The 14,484-nt window shown below is 35.5% G+C and carries 8 protein-coding genes and 2 tRNA genes; 7 read left to right on the forward strand and 3 right to left on the reverse strand.

Translation table 11 applies throughout. The features are described 5' to 3' along the window. Nucleotides 1–34 precede the first annotated feature (34 nt). Together M0051_RS00510 and M0051_RS00515 are read left to right on the forward strand one after the other, a co-directional pair. Complete coding sequence (locus tag M0051_RS00510; protein WP_306739590.1) at nt 35–3,127, forward strand: efflux RND transporter permease subunit; 3,093 nt, start codon at nt 35–37, stop codon at nt 3,125–3,127. Beyond that, a complete protein-coding gene (locus tag M0051_RS00515) occupies nt 3,120–4,295 on the forward strand; it encodes a TolC family protein (RefSeq protein ID WP_306739591.1) in 1,176 nt (391 codons plus the stop codon). The genes M0051_RS00510 and M0051_RS00515 overlap by 8 nt, the downstream gene beginning before the upstream one ends. Nucleotides 4,296–4,709: 414 nt before the next feature. Here M0051_RS00515 and M0051_RS00520 read toward each other — a convergent pair whose 3' ends face one another. Continuing rightward, nucleotides 4,710–7,190 carry an AsmA-like C-terminal region-containing protein gene (locus M0051_RS00520; protein WP_306739592.1) on the reverse strand — a complete coding sequence of 827 codons (2,481 nt, stop codon included), beginning with the start codon at nt 7,188–7,190 and terminating at the stop codon, nt 4,710–4,712. 254 nt (nt 7,191–7,444) lie between these two features. Here M0051_RS00520 and M0051_RS00525 point away from each other — a divergent pair. The 5 genes from M0051_RS00525 (at nt 7,445) to M0051_RS00545 (ending at nt 11,512) form a co-directional block, all read left to right on the forward strand. Beyond that, nucleotides 7,445–7,521, forward strand: a tRNA-Arg gene (locus tag M0051_RS00525). 222 nt (nt 7,522–7,743) lie between these two features. Then, nucleotides 7,744–7,820 (forward strand) — tRNA-Arg (locus tag M0051_RS00530). A 152-nt stretch (nt 7,821–7,972) separates the two neighbouring features. Continuing rightward, complete coding sequence (locus M0051_RS00535) at nt 7,973–8,437, forward strand: YbaK/EbsC family protein (RefSeq protein ID WP_306739593.1); 465 nt, start codon at nt 7,973–7,975, stop codon at nt 8,435–8,437. A 180-nt stretch (nt 8,438–8,617) separates the two neighbouring features. Beyond that, a complete protein-coding gene (locus M0051_RS00540; protein ID WP_306739594.1) occupies nt 8,618–9,517 on the forward strand; it encodes an oxidoreductase in 900 nt (299 codons plus the stop codon). A 204-nt stretch (nt 9,518–9,721) separates the two neighbouring features. Further along, the gene (locus tag M0051_RS00545) at nt 9,722–11,512 is read left to right on the forward strand and encodes a C45 family peptidase (RefSeq protein ID WP_306739595.1); all 1,791 of its coding nucleotides are present in this window, start codon (nt 9,722–9,724) and stop codon (nt 11,510–11,512) included. Between the two features lie 181 nt (nt 11,513–11,693). Here M0051_RS00545 and M0051_RS00550 read toward each other — a convergent pair whose 3' ends face one another. Continuing rightward, entirely contained in the window at nt 11,694–12,881 is a 1,188-nt protein-coding gene (locus M0051_RS00550; RefSeq protein ID WP_306739596.1) for a thioredoxin family protein, read from the reverse strand. A gap of 151 nt (nt 12,882–13,032) precedes the next feature. After that, nucleotides 13,033–14,478: a RagB/SusD family nutrient uptake outer membrane protein gene (locus M0051_RS00555; RefSeq protein WP_306739597.1), complete on the reverse strand. Its 1,446-nt coding sequence runs from the start codon at nt 14,476–14,478 to the stop codon at nt 13,033–13,035. Nucleotides 14,479–14,484 lie beyond the last annotated feature (6 nt).

Here is a 14,484-nt window from a genome sequence, read left to right on the forward strand (position 1 = left end):
AATTAACCGAATTAAGAATTTAAAAAGATACATTGTGCTAAATAAAATCATACAATATGCGCTACACAACCGCATTCTTGTAATGTTTGTTTCTGCCTTACTCATTATTGGTGGCAGCTACACTACATTAAATATGGATGTGGATGTGTTTCCGGATTTAACAGCTCCAACAGTAGTTGTTATGACCGAGGCTCACGGTATGGCACCGGAAGAAGTAGAAAAACTTGTTACTTTTCCAATAGAAACAGCCGTAAATGGAGCCACTGATGTTAGAAGATTACGTTCATCCTCATCGGCAGGATTCTCGATTGTTTGGATTGAATTTGAATGGGGAACTGACATTTACAAGGCCAGACAAATTGTTAGTGAGAAACTAATGCCTTTGTCTGAAATGTTACCCGAAGGTGCTGGTAACCCTACTCTTGCACCACAATCCTCAATTATGGGTGAAGTATTAATGATTGGACTTCAATCGGACAATGTTGACCCTATGGAGTTAAGAACCATTGCCGACTGGACTATCAGGCCACATTTACTTGCCATTAATGGTGTTGCCCAGGTTGTTGTTATTGGTGGAGAATACAAACAATATCAGATTCTTGCCAACCCACAAAAAATGAGATACTATAATGTAAGTATCGATGAGTTGATGAAAGCGGCTGAAGCTACGAATCAAAACTCAGCTGGTGGATTCATTAACGAATATGGAAATCAATACAACATTAGAGGAATTGCGAGAACTTCTGATTTTGAAGAGCTAGGCAATTCGGTTGTAAAAATGTATAAGAATGTACCCATCCGAATTAGCGACATTGCTGAAGTTAAAGCTGCAGCAGCTCCTAAAATTGGATTGGGAACCATTAATGCCAAACAATCGGTTTTGCTGACCGTTAAAAAACAACCTGGCGTTAACACTCTAAAATTGACAGAAAAGCTTGATGCTTCGATTGAAGAACTCGCAAAATCATTACCTGAGGGTGTGAATGTAAATACGCACATTTTCCGACAAGCGGATTTTATTAATTCATCCATTGGCAATGTGCAAAAAGCCTTATTGGAAGGATCTGTTTTTGTAATTGTAATTCTGTTCCTGTTTTTAATGAATTACAGAACTACAATGATTTCACTGTTGGCGATTCCAATTTCTTTATTGGTAACTGTAATTACCCTTAAGTTTTTAGACATTACCATTAATACCATGACGCTTGGAGGAATGGCAATTGCCATTGGTGATTTGGTAGATGATGCCATTATTGATGTGGAAAATGTTTACAAGCGATTGCGACAAAATCATCTTCTGCCAAAAGAAGAACGTAAAAATCCTTTAATAGTAGTTTACGATGCTTCTTGCGAAATTCGATCATCCATTATTAATGCAACCTTTATCATCATTGCTGCATTTTTACCTCTTTTCTTCCTTAGCGGAATGGAAGGACGAATGCTACAACCCCTTGGCATCGCATTTATCGTTGCCTTATTTGCATCATTAATTGTAGCCATTACTCTGACTCCCGTTTTGTGTAGTTTCATGCTTACAAGCGATAAAATGCTTGATAAAAAGAGTAACGAGAGTTGGTTGGTGTCTCGTTTAAATAAAGGGTATAAGAGTTCGCTTCAAAAAGCTTTAAATCACAAAAAATTAATATTAGGTGGTGCTGGTGTTTTGTTTATTGCATCCATTATTACTTTAACAAGCCTTGGACGCAACTTCTTGCCTGATTTTAACGAAGGTTCTTTAACCATTACTGCCATTACCAAACCAGGAATTGCTCTTGAGGAATCAAATAAAGTTAAGGTCTTGGCTGAAGAAGCACTTCTTACTATTCCCGAAGTTCGATTGACAGCCAGAAGAACAGGTCGTTCAGAATTGGATGAACACTCTTTTGGTGTAAACACTTCGGAAATAGAAGTTCCATTTACTTTGACCGATCGAAGTAAATCAGAATTTCTACAGGAGGTACGTGAGAAGTTGAATCAAATTCAAGGAGTAAACTTTGCTATTGGTCAGCCTTTAAGTCACAGAATTGACCATATTCTGTCTGGTACAAAAGCCAATATTGCAATCAAAATGTTTGGTGACGATTTGAATCTCATGTTTCAGACTGCGAATCAAATTAAAACATCTATTTCAACTATTGAAGGTGTAGTGGATGTAAACGTTGAACAGCAGGTAGAAATCCCCCAAGTAAGAATTAAACCAAGAAGAGATATGCTGGCAAAATACGGCATCTCCATCACCCAGTTTTCGGAATTTATTCATGTAGCATTTGGTGGCGCCAAGGTTTCTGATGTATTTGAAGGGATCAGAGCTTTTGACCTGATCGTGAAATATAACGAAGAGAATCGAGGAAGTATTGAAGCCATAAGAAATGCACTAATTGACACATGGGATGGGAAAAAAATTCCATTTAGCTATGTGGCGGATATCCAACCTTTATCAGGACCAAATACCATAAACAGGGAAAATGTACAACGCAAACTGGTTGTTTCGGCCAATGTTGCCGATAGAGATTTAAGTGGCATTGTAGCTGACATACAAAACAGTGTTGATGAGAATATCAAATTACCAGAAGGATATCGTATTGAGTACGGAGGACAGTTCGAAAGTGAGGCAAAAGCATCAAAAGTTTTAATGATCACCTCGATTTTCAGTTTACTAATCATCTTTCTGTTGTTATTTCAGGAATTTAGAAGTTCTCAATTGGCTGGAATCATCATGCTTAACCTTCCTTTGGCATTAATTGGTGGAGTATTTACCATTTTCTTCACTTCAGGCATGCTAAGTATTCCCGCAATTATTGGTTTCATTACCTTATTTGGAATTGCTACCAGAAATGGAATTTTGCTAATATCCAACTATCAGAGCCTAAAAGAAAAAGGATTACAGTTAAAAGAGATCATTTTAAATGGATCGGTGAATCGACTAAGTCCTATTTTGATGACGGCATTAACGGCAGCACTGGCATTAATTCCAATGGCTTTGGCAAGCGATCAGCCTGGTAATGAAATTCAGAGCCCAATGGCAGTTGTAATATTGGGTGGTTTACTTACTTCTACCCTGCTTAATATCTATGTTATTCCGATCGTTTATTTGGTGTTAAACAAGAAAAAACAAGAAGATGAATAAAATTGTATTCGTAATCATGATATCAATTCTGAGCCTTTCTGCAAAGGCTCAGAATACTGTTCAGGATGTGCTTTCTGCAATCGAGAAGAACAATCCTGTACTAAAAGCAAACGAACAGTTTTTTGAAGCACAGAATCTAGGATTCAAAGCGCAAACCAATTTGGACAATCCTGAACTGGAATGGGAAAAAAGCTTTTCGTCAGATGAAGGAAAACCATATGAAATATTGGTAAGTCAAAGTTTTGATTTTCCGACAAGTTACCTGTATAAGAATCAACTTAAAAAGGCGCAAATTGCCAATACGGAAAACTACAAAGCAAAATCGAGACAAGACATCCTGTTGGAAGCAAAACTGCTTTGTATTAAGCTGATTTACTACAACAAACAAAAAGCAGAACTTCAATCCAGATTGACCAATGCGGAAAGATTAAATGATTTGTTCCAAAAAAGACTGGAGGAAGGAGATGCAACCATTCTTGAAGCCAATAAGATTAAAATGCTTCGTTTGAATACGGCAAATCAATTAAAAATGATTGAGAGTAAAGTTTCTAACCTTACTGATGATCTTATTAAACTAAACGGAGGTAAGCAAATTGATCTCAACTTGCTTGAATATCCTTTAATGAGTATCGATCAGGGTATGAAGGAATTATTAACTCAATCATTGAATGCTGATCCACAATTAAAGCTATTGAGTACTAAAGAGGAAATTTCTGCCAAAGAAACTTCTCTTGTAAAAACAAACTCGCTACCCAAGTTTAGCATTGGATATCGCTATTTAAATTCTGATATCATGAAACAAGCCAATGGAATTAAACTTGGACTTAGCATTCCTTTATGGGAAAATAAGAACAAAGTTAAAAGAGCAAGGTTGCTGGAACAATTTAATAGAGAAGAATATTTAATTGGCAAAATGGAACTTGAGAATAAATTTCTGAAACTTTTTCGAAACTTTTTGAACCTTGAGAAAAGTATGAAAGAGTATAAAGGGGTTTTTACAGAGAAGCATTACGACACACTTCTTCAAAAGGCCTTAACCCTTGGCGAAATATCAAGTATTGAATACCTTACAGAGAATATTTATTATTACGAAAGTGTTGATACTTATCTTGAAATTGAGCATGAATATTACAAAACCATGTCAGAATTATTGAAATTTCGCCTTTGAAATTATTTAGAATGAGTTAAAATACCACTTTTTTTAGAACCTTTTAAAAACATACGGCGTAGAAGATTCAAAACGATTTCCGTTTTTAAGGTTTAAAGTGAATAGATAGAAGAGGATGGAGTGGTTACCATCCTCTTTTGTATTTTATATACTCTCCTATTTTTTCCTTTTCTAAAGCTATTATTCAAATGATATTTAATCTGTTCGACAACACCCTGTTTAATTATTTTTAATCTATTAAATTGTTCCATTTTAATTTTATTCATATATTGCTTATGAATTTTCCATGGAAAGTTCAGGTTTTAAAGTGAATATGAAAAAGGACGGAGTGGTTGCCGTCCTTTTTTATTGCACTAAAGTCAAAAAAAGCGAATAACCCAATAGTCATCCGCTTTCAATATTATTTTCTAGTAATTACTTAAATAGTTTCTTCAACAGATCTTTTCCTTTTTTCTCTAATTCCTTTTTGGCTTTTCTTTCTAACTCTTTGGCAATTGCTTTCTGAGCCTGCTTTATTGCCTTGCTTAAATCTGGCTTTACCACGGGATTATCAACCGTTCCGGTAATTTTAACTGCTACATCAAATGCTGGTACATTATCAAGACCTGGTACCTGGGCAAAAAGTTTGTTGATATCACCTCCCAAATCTTCTTTTGGCAATTTCATATCCATGGTGAAATCAAGCTTGCCATCAACCGACTGTGTTCCATATATGGTTGCCGGATTACCTGCAACTTTAGTCGTAAATGGTTTCACAAGCACATTTCCATTTGTGATTTCAAATTCCATATCGAATTGAGTAACAGAAATTCTCTTGTATTCATCATTTTTTAAGGCTGCAGCCAAAGCATCAAAAGCCTTGTTTTCCTTAATTAAGATTTTGCGAGAATGTAAAGCTCCTTTTCCATTTAAACTTGCAGGAATTGGATTCATTTCAGAATCAAGCAAACCAGTAATGTTCATATCCGATGAAACCTTTCCTTCGCAGTTCATGGCTATTGGCATCATTTGCTTAATCATACTTAGTGAATGGTATGCATTGTTGATATCAAAATTATTGATGTCTAAACCAAAATCAATCTCAGGCTTAGTCACATCAATGGTTTTGTACATTCCATTCATGGTCATATTCCCTTTAAGCATATTCATAGAAAGGTTGGTAAGCTTGGCTGATGCATTCTTTACCACGATTAATCCTTTAACATCTTTAATGTCCATTTTATCAAAACGAATGGTATTAAAATATGAACTTAATCGTAAATCTAGATTTGCAGGAACCTCGATAACCGACAATGGAACTGTATCTGCTGAATTTTCAACTTCCTCAGCTTCTGCGGTCATGAATTCGTTCAAATCCATCATCTTCGAACTCATATTAAAATTACCCTTAAGAACTTTCCCCTTCATTGCATAAGGAATGTAATTCTCAATCTTTCCTTTCAGCTGAATATCTGATTTTCCAATTCTAGAATCAAATGAGTTAAGGCTAATATAACGTGGAGTGAAATCAAGAACTGATTTTATGATTTTAACTCCTTGTGGAAAATCTGGTGTTGTGAATACAAAATTATTCAACACAACACTTCCTTTCGCCATAAATTTCTCAAACTCCTCTTTTTCAATTACCGAGTAGCGCCCTTTAAAAACCACATCAGAATTAACCATACCAGCAATATTTATACTGTCCATAGGAATGGCATGCTTAATCTTTTCAAAATCAACAATTCCTTTAAAGAATCCACTTAAAAGTGGATCTGTTATTGGATTTTTTATATGTAATTCTGCATCAAAAGGATTGTTGGCTACCTCAAAATGGAATTTATTGACGTCTGTTGTAAGCAAATCCAATTCACCTCCTGGATGATTCACTTGGGCATCAATCTGAATGTTCTGCACTGACTCTGGCAAGTCAGCATATTTTAAACTTGCTTTACCCACTTTTAATTTGGCTCCAAAAGCAGGATACAATTCTTCTTTGTATTCTCCTTTTGCAAAAGCATTTAATTCAAATTCACCTGAAGTTTCCAGACCTTCCAAATCAGATTTGAATACCTCAGGCACCATAGCTAATAATGATTTGAAATCTGTCTTCTCAGCATTTAATTTAATATCCATGCTATATCCATTGTCAAGCATTCCTACCTGACCATCAATCCCAAAGTGCAGATCATTAATACCCAATTGATTTTCCATGAATTTAAAGATCATGTTTTCAAGATCAGCTGCAAGATTAGCAGTTAAATTCAGGCTTGCATTGTTCAAGTATTTGGCTCCTTCATAATCAACACTAATACCGGTTAAAGTGGTTGCAACATTTAGGTTGGTTTCCTTTGCCGAAAAATCACCACTTAAGTTCAAATCCAAATCTTCCACCGCAAAAACAGCCTTCATAGCGGCATCATCATATAGCAATCCAAAATTTTCTATTCTAACCTCATCAAAAATTACTTTAAAGTCAGAAGCTTCTCCCGATTCCTCTTCCACAACTTCTTCGCCTGTTGACTTTACTATGTCCCAATTGGCCTTGCCTGTTTCTAAAACTTTCGCATTTACTTTTGAATCAGCCAACACAATCGCACCTACTTTAATTTGCGATCCTGATAAAGCTGAAGATAAATCTACAGCTGTATAAAGTTTGCCTACAAAAGCCAATGTATCCGATGCAAATTCATTTTTACCCACCACACTTACATTTTGCAATTCAATATAAAGGTTTGGGAAGTTTTTAAGCATTGATAGAGAAAGATCTCCGATTTCTACTTTTGCATCAACATTGTTATCAATTTCAGCTTTTACCCTTTCAAATATCTGATCTTTAAAAAAGTAAGGTAGAATAATCAGTAGTGCTAAAAGGAAAACTACAATTCCTCCGAAAATTTTAAGAAACTTCTTCATTGCTAAAAGTCAATTTGGTTTTACATAACAAAAATAGAAAAATACTTAGAGAATTACATCAACTGATGATTTTAAATTCCAGTAAATGTAAAATTAATTTTTTTTCGATTGATCTTTTCCTTCTATCTGAAAGATTTATAGTTTTTTAAGAATTGGAAAGGGTTCTGGAAGTTTCATCTTACAAAAAAAATATAAAAAACACTTGCATTGCATTTCTATTTTTCCCTATATTTGCAGCGCCTTTAAGGAAAAACGGACGCGTAGCATAACTGGATAGTGCACCACATTACGGCTGTGGAGGTTGGGGGTTCGACTCCCTCCGTGTTCACCAAAAGAGACTCATCAAACTAAGATGAGTCTTTTTTTATGCAATAAACTTTGATAAAATCAAGCTCAAAAAAATAAAAATTGGATCTAATCTATCATCCAATAAATATCAAAATTTAATTACTTGATTGTAAAACAAAAAAGATGATTTTTCGTATTTTCTACTGAAAAGACTTGCAATTAATGGGTAATTTTTCCTATATTTGCACCGCCTTTTTAAGGAAACGGACGCGTAGCATAACTGGATAGTGCACCACATTACGGCTGTGGAGGTTGGGGGTTCGACTCCCTCCGTGTTCACCAGAAGAGACTCATCAAACAAAGATGGGTCTTTTTTTATACCTTAAACTTGGAATGCAATATATCCCCCTACTTCCAAAACTTTCTTGGTAAAAGATCATATTGTTCCCTGACTAATCCATTTTTTTTAATTTCGCCTCTAAGAATTAAACATTATGGCAAAGACGATTAAAACAAACGCATTACGACTACTTGATAAACATAGAGTTAACTATGAGGCGAAAGATTCCACCAATCTAAAAGCCAGAGACATGAGTGATCCTGATGCTTCTCTTATTCACAAAACTCTTGTTACACGTGGCATTAGCAATGAGCTCTACGTTTTTATCATTCCGCTGTCGAGTGAATTGGATTTGAAAAAAGCTGCTAAAGCTGCAGGTGAAAAGAAAATTTTGATGTTACCCGAAAAGGAATTGTTACAAAACACTGGCTATATAAAAGGAGGATGCTCGCCGGTTGGCATGAAAAAACAATACCAAACCTTTTTAGAGATTAGTTCTGTATCAATGGAGCAAATTATTGTTAGCGGTGGAAAAGTAAATTTTAGAGTAAAACTAAATCCAATGGATTTAATGCAAATTACCAACGCCAAAGAGTTTAATCTGATTCAAGAATTATAATACACGTACAACAAGCTAATCATTAATTTTAATAAAATGGTAGAGTAAAGACTTAATCGTTAAAAATCTCATTTTAACTGTAAAAAGAGTACAAGCTTCAGTAATTACTATACATTTTTGAAATTAGACTCCTCTAATTTTGTCATTAGCAACAAAATAAGATAATTTAAAAGAAAAAGTATGACAAACATGAAATGGGATGAATCCAATATTCCAAATCAGAAAGGAAGAGTTATAATTGTAACGGGATCGACAAGTGGAATTGGAAAAGAAGCTGTGAGAATTCTGACTGATAAGCAGGCCACTCTGGTTATGGCAGTACGAAACACAGAGAAAGGAGATCTGGTTGCTGCTGAAATTCAAAATACAAATCCGAAAGCCATTATTAAAGTTATGCCACTTGATTTAACCTGTTTGGAATCGGTTAAAGATTTTGCGGAAAACTTCAACAAGTATTTCAACCGGTTGGATGTTCTCATCAATAATGCTGGTATCATGATGTGTCCTTTTGGCAAAACAGAAGATGGCTTTGAAGTGCAAATGGGAACCAATCATTTGGGACATTTTGCTCTTACAGGACTTTTAATGCCTCTGCTTAAAAAGACCAAGAATTCAAGAATTGTAGTTACTTCAAGTGTTGCACACAAATTCGGAAATATTAATTTATCTGACCTGAATTGGGAAAACAGAAAATACAATACCAACAAGGCATATGGCGACAGCAAATTAGCAAACCTGTATTTTGCCTACGAATTGGTAAGAAAGTTCAAAAATGATGCTGATGCACCCATGGTAACTGCAGCTCATCCTGGTTGGACAAGAACCGAACTACAAAGACATAAAGGAGGAATTCGATTTCTGAACAATTTCTTCTCACAAGTTCCTGCCATGGGGATTTTACCATCGCTTCGTGCGGGATTCGACCCCAATGCAAAAGCAGGCGATTACTATGGTCCGGCTAAATTCTTCGAAATGCAAGGATATCCGGTAAAAGTAAAATCAAATAAACTTTCTCATGATGAAGGAATTGCTAAGAAATTATGGGACTTGTCGGAAATAATAACAGGAGTGAAATATTAACAGTGAACAATAATAAAGATTGTTTATCGTAATCGAACATATACTGTTGGATAATCCAACAATTATCCTCCTTCCCATTTCTCAACTTACTGTTAATCTTACACATGATCATTTGGCACAATACTTGGCTGGCAATTAATAAATTGTTAAAAGTTTGTATAACTTTCAAAACCTAAATCAATTGTTAAGCTAAGTATCATTGCTATGAAATTAAAACACCTGAGCATTTTAACAGCTCTTCTTCTATCCTCTTTGCTGATTTACGCAAAAGATTACCAATACAATGAAAAAAACGGAATCAGAACCTTTCACCAGGGAAGTCTGTTTGTAAAGGAAGGAGTTCCTTTCCTAACTGTTAAAGGTGACTCTTACGAAATGGGTTTACAGTACGGCGTTCTAATGAATGATCAAATCGTGGAAATGCAGGTTAAAGTTGACAGTGTTGTGGAAAAATATGTTGGCAAGTTTTTTCTAAAAAAATGGATTGCCAATATGGTATTGCAATCCAAAATCAGGAAAATAGAAAAGCGGATGCCTAAAGAATTTATACAAGAATTGGAAGGAATGGCTGAAGGTTGCGACCTAAACTTGCGAGATGTAAAAACCATTGCTTACTTTCCTCAAATCTTTTTTGAGATTAGTTGTACTTCCTTTGTTTTAAAAAATGAGAATGGCATAGTGCATGGCAGAAACCTCGACTGGCCTGGAATTGAAGTTTTCACCAAGTTCCCTTTAATTGTGAATTATCATCGAAAGGATAAAATTCCAACTACCATTCTGAGTTTCGTATGCTATCCCGGTGCTTATACGGGTATGAATCACAATGGGCTAAGTATGTCGATTAATATGAATGGCTGCCCAATACCCGAAGACAAAATGGAAAGTGATTATGTGACTGGCATGCCCATGCCTTTTGAGTTGCGCTATGTAATGGAAAATGCAGATGAATTGAACGAGGTTGATGAAATCTTTAACAATTACAGCACACATGGCTGGTTTATCACCGTTGGTAGCAATAAGGATCATTCGGGTGCGATGTATGAATTGACCAGAGGACAATGCATCAAAAATAAAATGCAGGATAATTATGTTGGTGTTACCAACCTTGCTGTATCTGAAAAAGGAAGATTTGAATACAGTCCGATTAACATGCATGGAGAAAGCAATATCACACGAGAAGACAAGCTTAAAGAGCTTTACCAAAACATCTCTAACAAAAACTTGGTAGAAAAGGCATACCAAATGGTTTCGTCTACCGCCTACTACGAATTGCCACATGATACTTCATGGGGATGTTCCATAAACAATGATATCACTGTAAAGTCCTGCATCATGGACAACACCAATCAAAAAATCTATTTTGCCTATGGCGAAATGCTTGCCGGATGCAATCAATTTTTAGAATATGATATTGCGACACAAGATGTTTCTATCTATAAAGAGAAACAAACTATACCTGATGAAGATTACCTGAAAAACAGATTGGTCTTTAAAAAATGGTATAGGGAAAATTATTCCAAAAAAAAGAAATTGGAAAAGGAAGATTATCTTCAGATGATTGAAAAAGTGAATCAATTGGAATTACAGCCAGCTTACAAATACAATCTGCTTTCGAGATGCTATCTAAACCTTGAGAATAAAGAAAAGGCTAATGAATATGCTAGTAAATATATAGCTGAAATGCCAACATTTGGCTCAGCCTACATGACACAATTTACCATCAGTCGACTATCTAAAGATTATGAAAAGGCAATACAATCTATTCAGGAAATGCTTGAAAAAGCACACAACACTCCTTCAGATTATTTTTGGGCAAAACGACAGATGATTCTAATGTATGACAAACTTCAGACACAATCACCCAAAGAAGAATATGTGAGTAAGATAAAAGTGCTGAATGAAGAATTAAAAGAACTTTGCAAACCCTTCTTTCCTTCGAAATGGGTAAAATCGGAATTGGAGAAGATGGATGAGATTGTAAAAAAGTATTTGTAGGAATCTAAAATCCTTTCAAAATAAAAAAGAGGGTGTCCAAAAAGTAAGTTCAATCGAATACAATGTCATGTAGAATGAAGTGAAACATCTGTTAATCAAAGGGACAGATTCTTCTCCTGAGTCCTCGGGATCAGAATGACAATAATATTGAACTTTTTGGACACCCTCTTTTGTTAGGCATTTATTTTTTTCGATACTTCGGCTTCATCTTTAACTCAGTGGGACGACTTGAGTATTCCTTTTTGCCAAGCTCAGGTGCTGTTTGTAGATTTTTAGGAATCTCTACTCCAGTTTTGGCGCTTCTCTCAAGCATCATTTCCAGGGCCAAGGCATAATCGTAATGTATTCTCGCATCATCCCTTGTGGTATCATTGTATGCGATATAACGCAAATACTCTACACATTTGTAAAACCATTCATCGGGATAATCTGGTCCGTAACGTTTGTTTAGCCTTACCAAGAACTTTAATCGATCAATCACCTTTTGTTTGTTAAGCGTGGAATCAGCTAACAATGCATCGATCGATTTTGTAGCCTGCTTATAATCCTTTTTGGAATAAATATTATCAGAAATCTTCTTCAATCGAATATTAAACTCTTTTCCTTCAAAATCACACAATGTAGTCATTACTTCTGCACTGCAGTACTGTGTTTCATTTGCCAACTTCTTATCAACCTCTTCCTTCCCAAATAGTTCAACAAACTTGTTGTAATTATCGGAGACCTCTTTCAAATATGTATTATCATATCCTAAAATGCAATCATTATACAGTTTCCATATTACAGGTTCGGTTAATTTTCCTCCATTCTTAATGATTTCATCGAAGCCTGCCTTTACAGCATCTCGTTTGTAAATTGATGACATATACCTTACGTAATTGATCATAAAATACTGGTCACGATTCCCCTCATCATATTGTGAAAGGATGTATTCCGATGTGGTTTGAGGCTGCAATGCTGCTTTCCCAACGGCAATAAATTTTTCTGATGATTTTCTCCCTCCACTTCTGTGTACAATCTTTTCGTTTTCAGGTTTTATGAATGCATAAGTTGGGTAAGATTTCACTGCATATTTCTTAGCCAGCAATTTACCTTCTTCTGTTTCAGCATCTATCTTTAGGCAAACAAATTTACTATTGTAGAATTCCCCAACCTCTGGCAAAACAAACACTGTTTTAGCCATATTTAGGCATGGTCCACACCATTGCGTGTAAAAATCTATAAATAGCAACTTGTCTTCCTTTTGAGCTTTTACCTTGGCCTCTTTCCAATTGCCATGAAAAAACTGAATTCCCTCTGTTTTTTCCGCAAAAACACTGCTACTAAGAAAAAGCAACAATAAAATTTGCAATATTTTTAGCTTCATCATTCTATCTCTTTTATTGTGATGATTCTCCCCATTTTTTTTAGCAATATCTCCACTAAAAATGAACTAATAAAGAAAGTCATCTTCAATCTAAAATAAGGATTAGGTATGCAGTACTGTACGGAAACTGCATACCTTATAACTATTTGAATTTTTAATAACCAGGATTTTGCTCTACTGGATTTCCATTCGTCTCACTAGATGGGATTGAGGATATTCTGAAATCTTCAATACGCTGACGGTATTGAGCTTCAGCATCGCTCCCCTTCTCAATGGCTTTATCTAACGATTCTCTAAGAATATCATTTCTTTCCAATAATTTTTCTGCTCCAAAACGGCGTAATGCAAAATATTCATGCCAGTTTTCAAATGACATTTCGATTAACCACTCGTTACAAATTGCAGTTTCAATTTCCTCTTGTGTTGCATGAGGAACAGGATTGGCTCCTGCCCGCGCTCTAATTGCAGCAATTGGTGCGTAAGCATCGTCATAAGAACCTCCATTGCGATAGATAGCCTCGGCTTTCAACAAATAAATTTCTGCTGTACGCAAATACATTAATGGTAAATTGTTTGATGAATTCACCAGCTTTTTAACGGTTGGGTTTTCATAAACAGTTCCTGCTGTTCCATAGCGATAATCAACCTCTACAGTATCTCCAATAATTGTATTGTACCTTGGATCATCACCCAACAAACTGATATAATTTGATGATGGTCCCCATTTACCAGAACTGAAAGAGGTAATTCGCGTTTCAAGACTAGGTGCTTCGGAATCTCCAAATACTCTTCCGAACAAAATTTCGTTGGTGCTTCCCCAATCAGTGAAAATTGTTGAATAATCAGGGGCCAAGGCATTTTCAGTATGAGCCAATACTTCATCTGCCATGTTTATACAATCTGAATATCTTTCCATCTGAAAAAGTACTCTTGTTTTTAAAGCTTTGGCAGCTACTTTTGAAGCTTGCGAACATTCTGAATAGTCAGGACATTTATCTATTGCAATCTCCAACTCTTCCAGAATCATTTCATAACTATCAGCAACTGTAGATCGATCTTTCTTCACATTTTCAATTGAAGGCAAATCGTTACGAATAATTAAACCCAACTTACTATCCATATCCCAATGCTGGGTGAATCGTAGCATTAATCTTTCATAGGCCAAAGCTTTTAAGAAGTGTAATTCCCCAACAATTTCTTCTTTTCTGTTTCCTTCAAAATCATCAATTCCTTCAATAGCAGACAACAAAAAATTGGCATTCTTTATCAATCCATAATCATAGGACCATTCATTACTTCCATTACCATACAATACTGGCCAGTAGCGTTCGTAATACCAAACAGCATTTCCTCTTGTCCACCATTCAGGTTTTCTCATGGTACCAGCTTTAAAACTACCTTCAACCATAATATCCCTTGAATCGTAAGCATCAGCAGATAAGTTTGCATACACCCCGATTAAAGCCAATTCAACCTTTTTAGCATTGGTGATGGCCCCATCTAAATCAGCCTCGTACGGAGGCAATTTTTCTAAAAAATCATCTGTTGAACAACCAAACAGCAAAACACTGATTAGTAATATATTTATATATCTTTTCATAGAATT

It is taken from the genome of Marinifilum sp. D714 (assembly GCF_030851345.1).
Lineage (GTDB): Bacteria > Bacteroidota > Bacteroidia > Bacteroidales > Marinifilaceae > Marinifilum.

Excerpts from the sequence above, each read along its gene's own strand:
- M0051_RS00515 (WP_306739591.1), top strand. The coding sequence starts at position 3,120 with ATGAATAAAATTGTATTCGTAATCATGATATCAATTCTGAGCCTTTCT.
- M0051_RS00520 (WP_306739592.1), bottom strand. The coding sequence starts at position 7,190 with ATGAAGAAGTTTCTTAAAATTTTCGGAGGAATTGTAGTTTTCCTTTTA.
- M0051_RS00535 (WP_306739593.1), top strand. The coding sequence starts at position 7,973 with ATGGCAAAGACGATTAAAACAAACGCATTACGACTACTTGATAAACAT.
- M0051_RS00540 (WP_306739594.1), top strand. The coding sequence starts at position 8,618 with ATGACAAACATGAAATGGGATGAATCCAATATTCCAAATCAGAAAGGA.
- M0051_RS00545 (WP_306739595.1), top strand. The coding sequence starts at position 9,722 with ATGAAATTAAAACACCTGAGCATTTTAACAGCTCTTCTTCTATCCTCT.
- M0051_RS00550 (WP_306739596.1), bottom strand. The coding sequence starts at position 12,881 with ATGATGAAGCTAAAAATATTGCAAATTTTATTGTTGCTTTTTCTTAGT.
- M0051_RS00555 (WP_306739597.1), bottom strand. The coding sequence starts at position 14,478 with ATGAAAAGATATATAAATATATTACTAATCAGTGTTTTGCTGTTTGGT.